At 64.1% G+C, this 14900-nt stretch carries 14 protein-coding genes; 8 read left to right on the forward strand and 6 right to left on the reverse strand.

Going from position 1 to position 14900, the window contains the following annotated elements:
• The first annotated feature begins 1 nt into the window (after position 1).
• Genes mdlC through J3E61_RS26315 form a run of 6 tightly spaced genes read left to right on the forward strand, consistent with a single transcriptional unit; the run spans position 2 to position 6713 of the window.
• Positions 2–1597 (forward strand): benzoylformate decarboxylase, encoded by a 1596-nt coding sequence (gene mdlC, locus J3E61_RS26290; protein ID WP_210085873.1) that lies wholly within the window; start codon positions 2–4, stop codon positions 1595–1597.
• A gap of 22 nt (positions 1598–1619) precedes the next feature.
• Complete coding sequence (locus tag J3E61_RS26295) at positions 1620–2639, forward strand: zinc-dependent alcohol dehydrogenase family protein (RefSeq protein WP_210086706.1); 1020 nt, start codon at positions 1620–1622, stop codon at positions 2637–2639.
• Positions 2636–3706, forward strand: coding sequence for a hypothetical protein (locus J3E61_RS26300; RefSeq protein WP_210085874.1), 1071 nt, complete (start codon positions 2636–2638; stop codon positions 3704–3706). The genes J3E61_RS26295 and J3E61_RS26300 overlap by 4 nt, the downstream gene beginning before the upstream one ends.
• A complete protein-coding gene (locus J3E61_RS26305) occupies positions 3703–4944 on the forward strand; it encodes a hypothetical protein (RefSeq protein ID WP_210085875.1) in 1242 nt (413 codons plus the stop codon). The genes J3E61_RS26300 and J3E61_RS26305 overlap by 4 nt, the downstream gene beginning before the upstream one ends.
• An 18-nt stretch (positions 4945–4962) precedes the next feature.
• Positions 4963–5994 carry an NADPH:quinone reductase gene (locus tag J3E61_RS26310; RefSeq protein ID WP_210085876.1) on the forward strand — a complete coding sequence of 344 codons (1032 nt, stop codon included), beginning with the start codon at positions 4963–4965 and terminating at the stop codon, positions 5992–5994.
• A complete protein-coding gene (locus tag J3E61_RS26315; protein ID WP_210085877.1) occupies positions 5991–6713 on the forward strand; it encodes a glycine betaine ABC transporter substrate-binding protein in 723 nt (240 codons plus the stop codon). Before J3E61_RS26310 ends, J3E61_RS26315 begins: the two co-directional genes overlap by 4 nt.
• Before the next feature lie 263 nt (positions 6714–6976).
• Here J3E61_RS26315 and J3E61_RS26320 read toward each other — a convergent pair whose 3' ends face one another.
• From J3E61_RS26320 to J3E61_RS26340, 5 genes are read right to left on the reverse strand one after another with little or no spacing between them, the layout of a single operon-like run.
• Entirely contained in the window at positions 6977–8251 is a 1275-nt protein-coding gene (locus tag J3E61_RS26320; protein WP_210085878.1) for a cytochrome P450, read from the reverse strand.
• A 15-nt stretch (positions 8252–8266) separates the two neighbouring features.
• On the reverse strand, positions 8267–9106 hold the full coding sequence (locus J3E61_RS26325; RefSeq protein WP_210085879.1) for a mycofactocin-coupled SDR family oxidoreductase: 840 nt from the start codon (positions 9104–9106) through the stop codon (positions 8267–8269).
• A gap of 56 nt (positions 9107–9162) precedes the next feature.
• Positions 9163–10116: an LLM class F420-dependent oxidoreductase gene (locus J3E61_RS26330; RefSeq protein WP_210085880.1), complete on the reverse strand. Its 954-nt coding sequence runs from the start codon at positions 10114–10116 to the stop codon at positions 9163–9165.
• A 9-nt stretch (positions 10117–10125) separates the two neighbouring features.
• Entirely contained in the window at positions 10126–10869 is a 744-nt protein-coding gene (locus tag J3E61_RS26335) for a hypothetical protein (protein WP_210085881.1), read from the reverse strand.
• Between the two features lies 1 nt (position 10870).
• On the reverse strand, positions 10871–11791 hold the full coding sequence (locus tag J3E61_RS26340; protein ID WP_210085882.1) for an NAD(P)-dependent oxidoreductase: 921 nt from the start codon (positions 11789–11791) through the stop codon (positions 10871–10873).
• A gap of 44 nt (positions 11792–11835) precedes the next feature.
• Here J3E61_RS26340 and J3E61_RS26345 point away from each other — a divergent pair, with 44 nt between their 5' ends.
• The gene (locus J3E61_RS26345) at positions 11836–13011 is read left to right on the forward strand and encodes an acyl-CoA dehydrogenase family protein (protein WP_210085883.1); all 1176 of its coding nucleotides are present in this window, start codon (positions 11836–11838) and stop codon (positions 13009–13011) included.
• A gap of 31 nt (positions 13012–13042) precedes the next feature.
• Here the strand turns inward: J3E61_RS26345 and J3E61_RS26350 are convergent, their stop codons facing one another.
• Complete coding sequence (locus tag J3E61_RS26350) at positions 13043–14206, reverse strand: spirocyclase AveC family protein (RefSeq protein ID WP_210085884.1); 1164 nt, start codon at positions 14204–14206, stop codon at positions 13043–13045.
• 71 nt (positions 14207–14277) lie between these two features.
• Between J3E61_RS26350 and J3E61_RS26355 the strand changes: the two genes are divergently transcribed.
• Positions 14278–14880, forward strand: a complete 603-nt coding sequence (locus tag J3E61_RS26355) for a TetR/AcrR family transcriptional regulator (protein WP_210085885.1) — start codon at positions 14278–14280, stop codon at positions 14878–14880.
• Positions 14881–14900: the final 20 nt, after the last annotated feature.

Raw genomic sequence — 14900 nt, forward strand, 5'->3', positions numbered from 1 at the left:
CATGCTGACCGTACGAGAAGCATTCTTCGAAACCGCGCGCCAATTGGGTCTTACGACCATGTTTGGCAACCCTGGTTCCACTGAGGAACCGTTCCTGAAGGATTTCCCCTCCGATTTCCGTTATGTCCTTGCGCTGCAGGAGTCGCCGGCGGTGGCGATGGCCGATGCGTACACGCAGCGCACCGGGCGACCCGCGTTAGTGAATCTGCACACGGCCGCGGGCATGGGCAATGCCGTGGGAAACATCGAAAGTGCCTGGTACAACCGTGCACCGCTGATCATCACCGCCGGCCAGCAGACTCGCGAGATGCTGCTGCTGGAGCCGTATCTGACCAATGTGAGCCCGCAGCTGGTGCCGCAGCCTTACGTCAAGTGGGCTTATGAGCCCGCTCGAGCCGAAGACCTTCCCGCAGCGCTGATGCGGGCCTACGCGGCCGCCGTGCTCCCTCCTGCTGGACCGGTCTTCCTATCGATTCCAATGGACGACGGAGACCGGCCGTGCCACCGACTTCCGCTGTTGCGAAAGGTAAGTCGCCACCTGTCGGCCGACCCACACGCATTGTCGGACGTGATCGAGGCGCTGACCGCGGCCCGCTCGCCGGTTCTGGTCATCGGGGGTGCCGTGGATCAGTCCGGGGGCTGGGACGATGCCGTTGCGCTGGCCGAGACGCTGCGATGTGACGTATGGGCCGCACCGGGGGAAGGACGGCCGGGGTTCCCGGAGACGCATCCCCAGTATCGCGGAATGCTGCCGCCTGCGATCGGTCCCTTGGCCCAAGCGTTGTCGGGCCATGACGTGATCGTCGTCGTCGGTGCGCCGGTATTCCGTTATTACCCCTACGTGCCCGGCGAGTATCTGCCCGAAGGCGCGGAACTGTTTCACATCACCGATGACCCGTCCGAGGCGGCGCGCGCACCTGTCGGGACCGCGATCCTCGCCGACCCAGGCCGATCGTGCGCAGTTCTCGCCGAGAATGTCCCACCAGCGAATCGAGCCCTGGCGGCGGCGCAGCCGGCCTCGGTGCCTGCGCAGGTCGACGGCCGCATCACCGCAGAGTGGCTCTATCACACCATCCAAACGGTCCGCCCGACCGAAAGTGTCATCGTTCAAGAATCGCTGTCCACACTGCGTGCGTTGCGCCAGCAGATCCCGACCGACCAGCCGAGGTCGTTTTTCTCCATGTCCAGTGGCGTGCTCGGTTACGGCCTGCCCGCAGCTGTCGGCGTCGCTTTAGCCGAACGCGACGAGGGCACCAACAGGAAGGTCATCTGCATCGTCGGCGACGGTGCGGCGAACTACGTCATCCAGAGCATCTGGACCGCGACCCAGCACGATCTGCCGATCTTGTTCGTCGTCGTGCGAAACGGCGCGTACAACATCCTGAAGTCTTTCGCGGACCTGCTCGAAACCCCGGGTGTACCCGGCCTCGACTTACCCGGCCTCGACTTTCTGGGATTGGCCCAGGGCTACGGCTGCACCAGTGAACGGGTGACATCCGCGGACGCCCTCCAGGAAGTGATCAAGCGTGGAATGGACACCGACCGGCCACATCTCGTCGAGGTGCTGATCGATGCGACCGTCCCACCGCTGATCTAGCGGAGCGATCATGACCATGTTGATGAAGGCAGCAGTTCTCACCGAATTCGGATCGTCGCTACAGATCCTCGAAATGGAGGTGCCGTCGCCCGGTCGTGGGCAGGTGCTGGTTCGGGTGACGGCAAGCGGGGTCAACCCCCTCGACACGAAGATTCGGCGCGGACAGGCGGCACACGCGCAGACCGCGCTGCCGGCGGTGCTGGGTATCGATATGGCCGGCGTCGTCGAAGAGGTCGGCGATGGGGTCGACGAATTCCGGCCCGGTGACGAGGTTTTCGGGATGACGGGGGGCGTGGGCGGCATTCAGGGCACCCTGGCCGAGTTCACCGCAGTCGATTGCCGGCTGATCGCGCGGAAACCCGGGGCGCTGTCGATGGAGGAGGCAGCGGCGATTCCGCTGGCGTTCATCACCGCGAGGGAGGCGCTCGTCAGCCACGCGCATATACGTGGCGGCGAGCGGGTGCTCGTGCACGGCGGGGCGGGAGGCGTTGGTCACCTTGCTGTCCAGCTGGCTCGCTATCGGGGTGCGCAAGTCTTCGCCACGGGCGGTCCGGCGAGCCAGGACGTCATCACGGCAGCCGGCGCGGTGGCCATCGACTACACCACGACCACCGTGGCCGAGTATGTCGCCAAGTATTCCGCCGGGGACGGATTCGACGTCGTATTCGACACCGTCGGCGGGCCCACGCTGGATGACTCCTTCGCCGCCGTCAAGCGCTACACCGGTCACGTCGTCAGCGCACTTGGCTGGGGCACTCACAGTTTGGCGCCGCTGTCGTTTCGGGCAGCGACCTACTCGGGTGTGTTCACCCTGCTGCCTCTGCTGACCGGCCAGCAGCGCGAGCGTTACGGCCATGCTCTTCAGCTGGCGGCAAAACTGGCCGACGCCGGTCAGTTGGCTCCGCTCATGGACGGCAGGACATACACGTTCGCGAACCTCGACGAGGCCTACAACTCCGTCGAAAACCGCACCGCCACAGGAAAAGTCGTTGTCTCCGTCGCCGCAAGTTCCGGTGGCACAACAAGAAGGAAACAATCATGACCACCGTCTCACCGCGCCCGCTCGGCAGTGACGCCCAAGACGACTACGAAGTAGTGGCCGAGTTCACCGATCTGATGCCGACAGGCGTAACGGTCAGCGACGACGGTCGCATCTTCGTCTCGTTCCCGCGTTGGGGTGACGACGTCGCCTACACCGTCGCGGAGATCGTCGACGGGGTGGCCGTCGCTTATCCAAGCGAGGAAGCGAACAAATGGTCCGGGGTGGAACCGCGCGATCAGCTCATCTCGGTTCAGAGTGTGGTCGTCGACCCGGATGGACACCTCTGGCTGCTGGACACCGGCGCCCCCTCCTTCTCGCCCTACGTGGGCGGCGGAGGGCCCAAGCTGGTTCGAGTTGATCTGGCCCGCAACGAGATCGACCATGTGCTTCCCATCGACGACACGGCGATGACGCCGACCACCTATCTCAACGATGTGCGCTTCGATTTCAGCCGCGGGCGATACGCGTACATCACTGACTCGCAGCCGACCGGCGCGCTCATCGTTGTCGACCTCGACACAGGTGATTGCTGGGATCGGCTCCGCGGCCACCAGAGCACACAGGCCCAAGACCAATTTCGCGCAGTAGTGGAAGGTCTGGTACGCGATCAATACCGTGTCGGCGCAGACGGCATCGCCATCAGCACCGACGGAGCCAGGCTCTTCTACTGCCCCTTGTCCTCACGCCGGCTCTACAGCGTCGACACGGCCGCGCTGCGGGACCGCGATATCTCCGACGACCTGGTCGCGGAGACCGTTCTCGACCACGGTGACAAATGCGCGTCCGACGGCCTCGAAACAGACACCGCCGGAAATCTGTACGCGACGGCGTACGAACACGGCGCCGTGTTGCGGCGCAGTCCGACAGGCCAGTGGACGACGGTGCTGCAGGCCGCGGAGCTGCTGTGGCCCGACACCTTGGCGATCGCTGCAGACGGCCACCTGTATGTCAGTGTCAATCAGTTGCCGCGCACCCCGTTGTTCAATCACGGAGCCGACGACCGGATACCGCCGTACCTGATCATCCGAGTCAACGTCGGCGCGCAACCGATCCGGCTCAAACCATGAGCGGCATCGAACCCGAGTTGGCCAAGGCGTTCACCGCGATCGCCCACAGCGATCAAGGCGGACGGCCAGACGCCATGCAGCTGCAGTATTGGAACAGCCACGTCTACGTGGGGCATCTCTTCAGCGGCGGCTTCAGCACGATCGACGTCACCGATCTCCGGTCGCCCAAGACCGTCTCCTTTCAACCCGCACCGGCCAACACGTGGAACATCCACCTACAAGCAGCAGACGACCTCCTCCTTGTCATCCACGCCAAAGACCTGTGGAAGCAATTCGACCAGGAAGCCAACTACTACAGCGGTTCATTGGGCACTCGGGTCGGCGGAAGCGAGCAGAACTGGTCGGCAGGTGTGGCGATTTACGACATCAGCATGCCGTCTGCGCCACGGCGCATCGGCTTTCTGCCGATTGACGGCGTCGGCGCACACCGCCTGTGGTACACCGGCGGGCGATACGCGTACGCCTCAGTGCTGCCAAACGGCTTCAGCGACTACATCTTCGCCGTGATCGACCTCGCCGATCCCACCAAGCCCGGCATCGTCGGGCAGTACTGGTTGCCCGGCATGAACACGGCAGTCGGTGAGGAACCGGCATGGGACACCACCCGATGGCGTTATGCGCTGCACCATGCCATCATCGCCGGCGATGTCGCCTATTCGTCGTGGCGCGACGGCGGGCTGGCTCTGTTGGACATCAGCGACAGAGCCAACCCACAACCGATCGTGCACCGAAACTGGTCGCCGCCGTTCGGTGGCGGAACTCACACCGCCTTACCGCTTCCCGACCGTGACCTGCTCGTCGTCGCCGATGAGGCCACCGCCGACGAGCTTGCCGACGGGCTGAAGCATGTCTGGGTGTTCGACATCCGGGAGCCGTCGAACCCGATCAGCATCGCGACGCTTCCGACGCCGGCCGAACAGGACTACGCACGCAAAGGACGACACTTCGGACCACACAATCTGCACGAGAACCGGCCGGGCAGTTTGGTTTCCGACACGATCGTCTTCGCAACCTATCAGAACGCCGGCCTGCGCGCGTACGACATCACTGACCCGTTCGCACCCGGACAGATCGGCGCGTTCGTGCCCGGCCCGCCCGACCGGCTCATCGACCCCCGCTCCGGCAGTCGACGTGTCATCCAGACCGCCGACGTCTACGTTCGCAGCGACGGGGTGGCGTTCACCACCGACTACAACGGTGGGCTGGACATCGTCGAATTCCACGGTCCCGCAAGCTGATACACCAGAAGGAAGCCGATGAAGTCGATCGTGTACACACATGCCGGTGATCCGTCGGTGCTGACGCTCGTCGAAAGGCCAATGCCTGACGTGGCTGCCGGCGAGGTCCGGGTGAAGATGGCCGTCTCGGGAGTCAATCCGACGGACTGGAAGGCACGTCAGGACCTCGGCGCTGCTATCGCGCCCGGCGGCCAAGTCCCCAACCAGGATGGCGCGGGTGTCATCGACACCGTTGGCGACGGTGTGACGGGGCTGAAAAGTGGTGACAGGGTGTGGGTCTGGGACGCTGCCTGGCAGCGATCCGAGGGAACCGCGCAGGAGTACGTGATTCTCCCCGCCGCGCAGGCAGTGCCCCTACCCGACAATGCGACCTTCGACGTCGGGGCGTCAATGGGCATTCCGGCACTGACCGCTCACCGCGCACTCACCGCGCACCAGGCCGCGCCGATGCAGCTGCGACCCGGCGCGCTGAGCGGGTTGACCGTGCTGGTGGCCGGTGGGGCGGGAGCTGTCGGTCATGCTGCCATCCAACTCGCCGCGTGGGCTGGTGCGGCGGTGGTGACCACCGTGAGCAGCGACGAGAAGGCCGAGCTGTGCGCGGCCGCAGGAGCGCAGCAGATCATCAACTACCGCCGCCGGGAGGTCGCGACCGAGCTGCTCGGGAAGCACCCTCGGGGTGCCGACATCATCGTCGAGGTCAATCTGCGTGCCAACGTGAAGCAGGATCTCGCAGTGCTCGCCAACGACGGCGTCATCGCCATATATGCATCTGACGAACTCGACGCGGTTTCCGTTCCGACGCGCGGTGCCATGATGAAAAATGCTCGCCTGCAATACATCCTGACCTATCTCACCGACAACGACGCCAAGTTGGCCTCGGTCCGGGCGGTCAACTCAGCGATCGCCGATGGTGCCATGGAGGTGGGAGATCGAGCCGGGTTGCCGCTGCACCGTTATCCGCTGGAACGCACCGCCGACGCTCACCGCGCCTCTGAAGCCGGAGTCGTCGGCAAGGTGCTCATCGATGTGACATCAGGGGATGAGAGATGACGCGGCCCATCCGTGTCGGGCACATCGATTTGAGCTTTCATGACGCCGCCGCACGCGAGGTCGAGCGAATTCTCGGCGGCTATGGTCACGCCATCGAGCGGTCGGCGGCGCCGCACGAAGGGATGTTTCGACGCATGGCCGACGGCGCCGTCGACGTTCTCGTCTCGGCGTGGCTGCCGAGCAGTCACGGCACCTACCTCGCTCCATTCGCCGAACACGTGCGCGAAGTCACCGTCTTGTATGAGCCGTACTGCCTCTGGGGCGTGCCCGACTATGTGGCCGAGGATGACGTTCGCGGGGTTGCCGACTTGCTGTCAGAACCGGCGCTGGACCGGATGGAGCGGTTGATTCAGGGAATCAATCCCGGTGCCGGTATCAGCCGTTTCTCTGCGGCGATCATCGACCAGTACGGGCTGAGCGCCGCCGGATACGAATTCCGCACCGGGACAGAGGAACAGTGCTTCGGCCGATTCGTGGACGCGGTCGCACAGGGGAGATGGGTCGTGATCCCGCTGTGGCAACCGCAGTGGCTGCAACACCGCTACCGGATTCGTGAGCTCGACGAGCCCAAGGGTCTGCTGGGCGGCACGGATCAAGCCACTCTGATTGTCCGTCGGGACGCCGAAGCGCTGATTGGAGATGACGCGCTTTCCGAACTGGCCGCGCTGCATCTGGGCAATGCGCGGGTCAGTGAACTCGACGATCTGCTCCAGCACTGAAGGAGCTCGCGGGGCTGTCGCGGGGTGCGGCAGGGTTATACCTCAGCTTCTGACGTTACGGCTCGATGCAGTAACGCAATTCGACTTCTACGACCGGTCGGGACCGATAAGAGCGGCATCGGATGCGGCAGCGGTACATTTCGCGCGCACCGAACGGTGGACAAAGCTACTTTCCGTAAGTATGGCGGTGCGCTACGCTCGCTGTTTCTAAAGCCGTTGCTGTGGAAGGCCAGAAATCACGTCATCAGGATCACGCCGGTGAACTAACCGACCGCGCTGAACTCGATGTGCAATTCAGTGAGCCCGCGCAGCAGGAACGTGGGTTCGTAGAGGTAGTGGCGGTCATCGGCCGCGCCGTGTTTGGCATCGCTGATCGTGATGTCACGCATGCGATCGAGCATCCGATTGACGGTGATGACACCCTCCACGCGCGCGAGCGGGGCGCCTGCGCAGGTGTGGATGCCGCGGCCGAACGCGATGTGTTCGCGAACATTCTTTCGGTCCAACCGGAAGTCGTGTGGGTCCTCGAACTTGAGCGGGTCCCGGTTGGCCGCACCGAGGCACAGCATGAGTACCGTCCCGGCCGGAATGTGGACGCCGCCAAGCGTGGTCGTCTTGCGCGCCAACCGGAAGTCCACCTTGGTCGGGCTCTGCGTACGCAATGACTCCTCGATGAACGGGCTGACCAGTTTGCGGTTCTCGCGCACAGCCTGCTGTAGATCCGGCCGCTCGCCGAGCACCTGAACGGCGGAGCTGAGTAGCTTGGTGACAGTCTCCTGGCCCGCCGCGAACAAGAAAGTCGCCGGGCGGACCACCTCGAGCAGTTCCGGGATTGAACCGTCGGGATATGTCGCGGTGGCCATCGTCGTGAGCACATCTTCGCGCGGTTCGCGTCTCCGCTCTGCAATGTACGCACTGAACTTATCGTCAAGGTACTGAAGGGGATTGAGTGCTACCGGCTCGCCGTCCAGCGCACCTACGCCTCCCGGTTGCCCGGCGCCCAGTGCGTGTCGTATCTCGTCGCGGTCTTCCTCCGGCACACCCAGGAGGTCGGTGATCGCCACTGTTGCGAACGGCCTTGCGTATTCGGCCAAGAACTCGCAGTGGCTGTTCGTGATGAACTCGTCGAGCTGGTGATCGACCAGCTGCCACATGAACTCTTCGTTCTCCTTGAGCCGCTTCGGCGTCAACAACTTGCTCAGCAGCGACCGCGCCCGAGTGTGCGCCGGCGGATCCATGACCACCAAGTGCTCGTTGATCGGAAATTGATGACGATGCGCCTCGATCAGCTCGGTGATGTCGTCGCCCTCAGGCTCGAACGGCAGGGGAGGGAACGGTCCGCCGATCGCATTGACCGCCGAGAACGAATCGACGTCTTTGAACGCCGCCATCACCTCGGCATAGCCCGTGACAGCGATGACGCCGTGGTGCGGTTCCCGAAATACCGGCCCCTGGCTGCGCAGGTAGTCCAGGTAGTCGTAGGGGTCCTGCGCGACGGCTGGGTCGGAGAAATAGTCGACAGATACGAAGTCAGTCACAGTTGATCGCTCGATCTACTTCAGCATGCTGCCTGCGTCGACGGTCAGGGGCAGGCCGGTGACATAGCGGGCCTCGTCGGAGGCCAGGAACAGTACGGCGTTGCTGATGTCGGATGCTTCGACCCACCCGACCGGCAACACATGCATGAGTTGCGCGACGACCTTCATGTCCTCTGGACCGGGGTTATCCAGGTCGGGCCGGAACAGCTTCATCGTGCCTTCGTTCATGAACATCGGGGTGTTCACGTTGGTGGGGTGGACAGAGTTGCATCGAATGGAGTGCTGCCCGAGTTCGACGGCGAACGTCCGCATCAGGCCCACCACGCCATGTTTGGCTGCGATGTAATGACCCGTATGCGGGTAGGCCTTGAGCCCGCCGACCGAGCTCGTCAACACAATCGAGCCACCGCGGCCACCCGAGAGTAGATGCGGTACACCAGCTTTGACGCTGTGCCAGACCCCCGACAGGTTGACGTCGATCATGTCCGTCCAGTCGTCCTCGCTGGTCTTGTCGAGCGTGTTTCCGCCATTGCCGATGCCCGCGTTGGCGACGATGATGTCCAGCCGGCCAAGCTGCTCGACACCGCTGTCGAGCACGGCGGTCAACGCGTCGAAATCGCGCACGTCTACCTCGGCGGTGACGATGCGACGGTTCTGCGCCTTGACCAGATCAGCGGTCTCGGCCAGGTCGTCGGGCGTCGACGGGGGGATCTCGCTGCTGCGGCTGATCGGCTTGCAGACATCGATCGCGATGATGTCGGCACCCTCTTGCGCCAGCCGGACCGCGTGGCTGCGACCCTGCCCGCGCGCAGCGCCGGTTATGAATGCGACCTTGCCTTCGACACGGCCAGCCATCTCCACCTCCCGAGTTTGATCGATCGATCAATACTTTACAGGTGTGGCGAGGTCTGTCAATCGAGGTCGAGTGAAGCGAGGAACTCCTGGGTGCGTTGACGTGACTTGGTGCGCGCCTGCGCGTCGCCGCCGAGGGGAACGACACGCGCGGCGAGATCGGTGACGCCTGCATCGCGGTACCGCTGTAAGCGGGCGAGCACTGACGACTCGTCACCCGCTGCCATCGTGTCGCCGACGTCCGCGGCGTCGCCGTGTTCGAGCAACCGAACGTAGTTGGGTGAGAAGTCGGCGTGGCCGAGCACCTCGCTGGCGTATGCGCGGGCCTCGTCGATCTCATGTGGCGAACACAGCGCGACGGGAACGCCCGCGACCACACGGGTTTCGGTCTTGCCAACCGCTGCGGCCGCCTCGGTGAGGCGTGGCACCACATAGTCGCCGATCGCCCGTTCGTCAGCCATCCACAGAATGGTGCCGCCCGCACGCTCACCCGCGATCCGCAGCATGGCCGGGCCGAGTGCGGCCAGAAGCACTGGCATTTCGCATGAATCGTCGACGTCGATCGGGCTGTGCACGTGGTAGTCGGCGTTGTCCACCTCGACCGTGCCGGGACCCGCGAACGCGGCGAGAAGCACGTCGAGGTAATCGCGGACCAGTCGCGCCGGCCGGTCATACGGCAAGCCCAGTTGGTCAGCGATGATCCAATGATGCGACGGCCCGACGCCGAGGGCGAACCGGCCCGAGCAAGCCGCCTGTGTAGTCAACGCCTGCTGCGCCATGATCAGCGGATGGCGGGTCTGAATGGGGACGACCGCCGTTCCGATCTCGATCCGTTCGGTGACCTGCCCGAGAAGCGCGACGGCCGTCATCGCGTCGAGATAGCCGGGCACCTGCGGAAACCAGAACGACGCGAAACCTTGGGCCTCGGCGGTCTTTCCGTCCTCGAGCAATCCGCTCAGCCGGTCCGCTCGTGCGCGCTCCTTGTCGGAGCCGACCATCAAGCCGATCCGCACGACGACCTCCTACGGCACATAGCGGTCCCATTCGTATGGCACCACGGCGTGGAACGGAGCAGCGAAGAGCGGTTCGATGTCGCCCTCACTCCACCGTTTCTCCAGTGCCGGGCGTAGCCGTTCCGCGGCGGAGACCGGATCGCAGTCGAGGAAGCAGTACGAAATGGTCTGGCCCGCAGGAGCACTCGCCAGTCGGGCGTCGACGGATTGCGACACCGCAGACCAGACACCGGCGACGCCGTCGATGTCGGTCAGATCCGTCGGCGCCGACGCGTTCGCTTCCAGCAGTAGGTAGACGCCGCGGATCGGCCACCACGGCAGCACGTCCGCGCCGACTTTGACCCGCGGCGCTGCCGCCTTGTCTTCAACTCTATAGATGCCCCGCTCAACCGGGGGCAGTAGCGGAAGTTTTCGGCCCGCCATGCTCAGCCCCTTGGCGAGTTCGAGAAAGCCCGTCATACCGCTGGGATCGGTGAAAAAGTACGTCATCACGTGGTCGATGTCGTCGTACGGTGCTCTGCTCGTCGCACGTGCTGACCGGCACGCCGGCGTCGAGACCAACCGCAGGGATGCTCGTACGGCTGAGAGCCGATGCTGTTCCGGGCGGTGATCCAGGGTGTGCCAGCGCAGGTATTCGGCGTCCGCACCATCGGGGTGGCGCCTCGCCATCGAGACGAACAAGGTCGTGACGTCGCCACGGCCTGTTGCGAGGACATCGGCGATTTCGTCCGACGGCGTGCCAGGGAGTTCCATTTCAATTACCCTCGTTCAGACTGATTTCGGGGCGACGCGCTTCGATCATCCGCCGAAAGCCTTCGCGCCAATGAACTTTCGTACGGCCCAGCACTTCGTGCATGTAGGTAACGTCCGGCCATAGCGGCGTGTGCGCATCGCGGGTGTACTCGAAGATCGGCTCGACGCCAACGAGTTCGCCCATGTATGCGCAGTAGTCTTCGACGCTGACGGTCTCACTGCCCGCCCAATTCACCACAACCGGCGGCGTCGCGGCGACCTCCATCGCCTTGATGCCGAATTCGACGTAGTCGTCTTCGTAGATCGGGTTGTAGTTGTTGGGCTTATCCGGGTAGAGCCGAATCGGCTTGTGGGCCAACATCATCTCGAGCCGGTCGGCCGGCGCGCCGCCCTCGGGGCCGTAGGTGGAGCAGATCCGGATGATCGTGAGCGGGATCCGATACCGCTTGGCAATCCACGTGCACACCGCCTCGGCGGCGATCTTGGAGAAGCTGTAGTTCGCGCGAAGCGGGACGCCTGGCGGATCGGACTCACGCAACGGTCGCTGCCCCTGGTATCCGTACACCGATCCCGTGGAGCAGAAGACGAAGCCCTTGGCGGCGCGGCAGTGGTAGAGCAAGTCGCCGGATTTCTGCGCGTTGGTGTCCACGCAGTCCGTCCACTCGCCGGCGCCGACGTCGACCGCGGCATGGAATACGTACGTGAAATCGTCGGGCAAAGCCGAGAAATCGCCGGTGCTCATGTCGAGTGCGACCGGCTTGATGCCGGCGGCCGCCAGCTTGTCCCGATCGCCAGGATTCCTCAGACGGGCAGCGCCCCAAACCTCATTGCGCTGCGCGAGCGCGCGGGCGATCGGGAACGCGATCTTTCCCGTCGCGCCGGTGATGAGGACCTTTTCCGATTCGAGCATCCAGTCAGTCATAGCGCACCGGCGCGCAAATGTTAAGTACTTGATATGTTGGCGGGGTGCAACTCACGTTCGACGCCGAGGTCGAGGAGTTTCGCGCCGAGTTCAGCAGGTTCCTCGACGACCACCTGCCGGACGAGGCCCGGACCGTCGAGCGGTCACGGTCGACCGCACATGTGCCGCAATGGGCGCGGGACTGGCAGCGACTGCAGTTCGACCACGGTTGGCTGCTGCCAGGCAACCCGCCTGAGTTCGGTGGCCGCAACGCCGGTGTGCTCCAGCAGTTCGTTCATCGCGAGGAACTGTCGCGGCGGCGCATCTACCACTGTTTCAACCCGCAGGGCGTTGGGATCATCGCGGCGTCGCTGCTGTCGTTCGGAACCGACGAGCAGAAACACACGTGGGCGGTTCCGATCCTGCGTGCGGAGATGACTGCGGCCCTCGGCATGAGCGAGCCTGGCGCCGGATCCGATTTGGCCGGGTTGGCCACCCGTGCGGTGCTCGACGGCGACCATTTCGTGGTCAACGGGCAGAAGGTGTGGACGTCAGGCGCGCATGACGCCGATGTCCTGCTGACCTTCGTGCGTACCGACGCCGATGCGCCAAAGCACAAGGGCATCAGCGCGCTGCTGATCCCGACCGACATGCCCGGTGTCGAGCGTCGGCCGTTTGCATCCGTGTTCGATCGCGACAGCCTCGATTTCAACGAGGTGTTCTTCACCGACGTACGCGTGCCGGCACAGAATCTCGTCGGTCCGGCTGGCGGCGGATGGAAAGTCGCCAATGGATCGCTCGGCCATGAACGCACGATGATGTGGATGGCGTTCGCCAACAGGATGAAGCAGCTACTCGAGGACTACCGACCGCTCGGCGAACTCGACCGCGACCGCTTCGCGACGGTCGCGATGGACTACCAAGCACTGCGGCTGTTGGGGTCGGTCGCGCTCGGGCAGGCGGCGCGCGGCGAGCGGGATATCCCTGGCGTTTCGGTGCTGAAGCTGCTCGGGTCTGAGGCGGAGCAGAACGCTTTCCGGCATGCATTGGACGCGGCGGGCGTCGAGGGCCTGCGCAGTCCCGCACTGACCGCGGCCCACAATCCTTACAGCCCAGACCTTTTCACCGGCAGCTGGTTCACCCGTTACATCAGCACATATGCGGGCACCATCTCGGGCGGCACGTCGGAGATACAGCGCAACATCATCGCGCAGCGCGTGTTGGGCCTACCGGCCCGCTGAGCGATTCGGGCGCAGCGACGACAGAAACGACTCACTTCCCGCGGTCGAACGGTACGGTCCGGGGAAGCTCGGCCCCGTCGGGCAGGACGAGTTCGCCGTCGACATTGATGAAGCCCGACCGCTTCGTCGGCATTGGCAGCACCGGGTCCGGACAGGGTACGTCGGTCCCGTCGCCGCAGATGCCTCCGTTGAAGTACGAGCGCTTCAGATGGTCTGCTGGCCACGGGTCGGAGTGCATCGCGATCCATTGCGCGGGAACGTTGTAGAAAAAGAAGAAGCATCCGCTGATCGCTGCGAATATCGCCAGGAATCGGGTGAACTGCTGCCGTGCGAACCCGCCTCGCACGTCGTCCAGCCCGCGTTCGACGATCGTGCGGCCGCGGTCGTCGGTGAAATAGCGCAGGCAGCACATGGCGGCCTGGACGCCGCCCCACATCAATCCCTCGTAGATCGGCCACTGGTGATACGTGCCGGCGAACACGGACACCGAGCGAATCGCGCCGGGATAGGTGTAGAGCCCGAACGGCAGCATGAAGCCGGCTTCCATGACGAAGTCGAGCACGATCGTGAAGGCGTAGGTGGCCAGAATCAGCCGCAAGTTGGTGATATTGGGCCAGCGCGCCTTGATCTTTCGCATCACCCAGCATCCGAAGATGGTGATGACCAGTACGCCGGCCGTGTACCCCGGAGCGTTGATCAACAGCGGCTCGGCGACCTGTCGGCCGGGTTGCTCGGGTGAGACCCATCCCGGAATGTCCGACGACCAGGAGCCGCGGTTCCACAGCCAGGTGTTGTAAGTGCACCAGGTGTTGAAGTAGTTGAGTAGCGGGTCCTGAAAGAACATCAGGCCCATTGACACCAGCAGCATGCCGTCGAGCGTGATTCTCCGCTCCCGGCGCCACGGCCTGATGATGAACCACCAGATGGCGACCGGCAGACCGACGCAGACGAGGACGCCGTTGAACGTGAGGAAGGCCCTCATGTAGAGCGGCGGGTCGGTGGGCCCGCCCGGCACCCGCTCGAAGTAGGGCCCGGTGATCCACCGAATCCACACGTACAGCTGGAGCACCAACAGTGCGCCACCGATGGCAGCCCAGATGGTGATCGGCCTGACCTTCGTTTGGACGTTGTCGACTAACGCCGCGTCCGGGACCGGCTCGACGACGGCCCGTGGCTTGTTTGACAGTTCGCTCATGACGCGTCAAGATACCACTCAGTATCTGAGCAACCTACAAGTTTCTGAGATCCTGTGTCACAATCGCACGCATGGTGGAGCAATGGACGCGCGAGCGACGCATCGAGCACACGCGTTCGCTTCTGCTCGACGCCGCAGAAGAGGTCTTCGCCGAAAAAGGTTTCGCGCCAGCGACTCTCGACGACATCGCGCATGCGGCCGGCTACACCAAGGGGGCCATCTACAAGCACTTCGCTACGAAAGAGGACCTGTTTCTGGCGGTGAGCGACAGGTACTGGCGTCGTTACTTTGACAACTTCGCCGAAGTGATGTCGTCGGCCAGGCAGATCGGGGCGCGCAAGCTCGACGAGATTGCCAAGCGCTGGCGCCAGCTCAGCCGCGACCGGGGCGCCGAGCACGCCGCGCTGGGCCATGAATTCACCCTTTATCTGCTTCGCAACCCCGACGCCCGAGAACGCGTGGCAGCCAAGAGGTCTGAGGTTGTCGAGGCGCTGGCGAAGTTCATCGTGACCGGTATGGACCGCCTCGGTGGAGCGTTGCTGATTCCACCGGTGACGTTCGCGCAGTTACTCATCGCGACCAGCGACGCCATCGTGTTGAGTAGCGAACTCGACGATGTCGACCTCTACCGTCCGATCGTGGAGATGTACACCTCGGCAATCAAGCTCCCTTGACGCGAGAGCCGGTTCGGGCC

Source organism: Mycobacterium sp. OAE908, assembly GCF_017872775.1.
Classification (GTDB): domain Bacteria; phylum Actinomycetota; class Actinomycetes; order Mycobacteriales; family Mycobacteriaceae; genus Mycobacterium.

Coding starts and splice junctions, on each gene's coding strand:
- J3E61_RS26325 (WP_210085879.1), bottom strand. CDS start 9,106: ATGGCTGGCCGTGTCGAAGGCAAGGTCGCATTCATAACCGGCGCTGCG.
- J3E61_RS26315 (WP_210085877.1), top strand. CDS start 5,991: ATGACGCGGCCCATCCGTGTCGGGCACATCGATTTGAGCTTTCATGAC.
- mdlC (WP_210085873.1), top strand. CDS start 2: ATGCTGACCGTACGAGAAGCATTCTTCGAAACCGCGCGCCAATTGGGT.
- J3E61_RS26300 (WP_210085874.1), top strand. CDS start 2,636: ATGACCACCGTCTCACCGCGCCCGCTCGGCAGTGACGCCCAAGACGAC.
- J3E61_RS26350 (WP_210085884.1), bottom strand. CDS start 14,206: ATGAGCGAACTGTCAAACAAGCCACGGGCCGTCGTCGAGCCGGTCCCG.
- J3E61_RS26305 (WP_210085875.1), top strand. CDS start 3,703: ATGAGCGGCATCGAACCCGAGTTGGCCAAGGCGTTCACCGCGATCGCC.
- J3E61_RS26335 (WP_210085881.1), bottom strand. CDS start 10,869: ATGGAACTCCCTGGCACGCCGTCGGACGAAATCGCCGATGTCCTCGCA.
- J3E61_RS26295 (WP_210086706.1), top strand. CDS start 1,620: ATGAAGGCAGCAGTTCTCACCGAATTCGGATCGTCGCTACAGATCCTC.
- J3E61_RS26340 (WP_210085882.1), bottom strand. CDS start 11,791: ATGACTGACTGGATGCTCGAATCGGAAAAGGTCCTCATCACCGGCGCG.
- J3E61_RS26355 (WP_210085885.1), top strand. CDS start 14,278: ATGGTGGAGCAATGGACGCGCGAGCGACGCATCGAGCACACGCGTTCG.
- J3E61_RS26310 (WP_210085876.1), top strand. CDS start 4,963: ATGAAGTCGATCGTGTACACACATGCCGGTGATCCGTCGGTGCTGACG.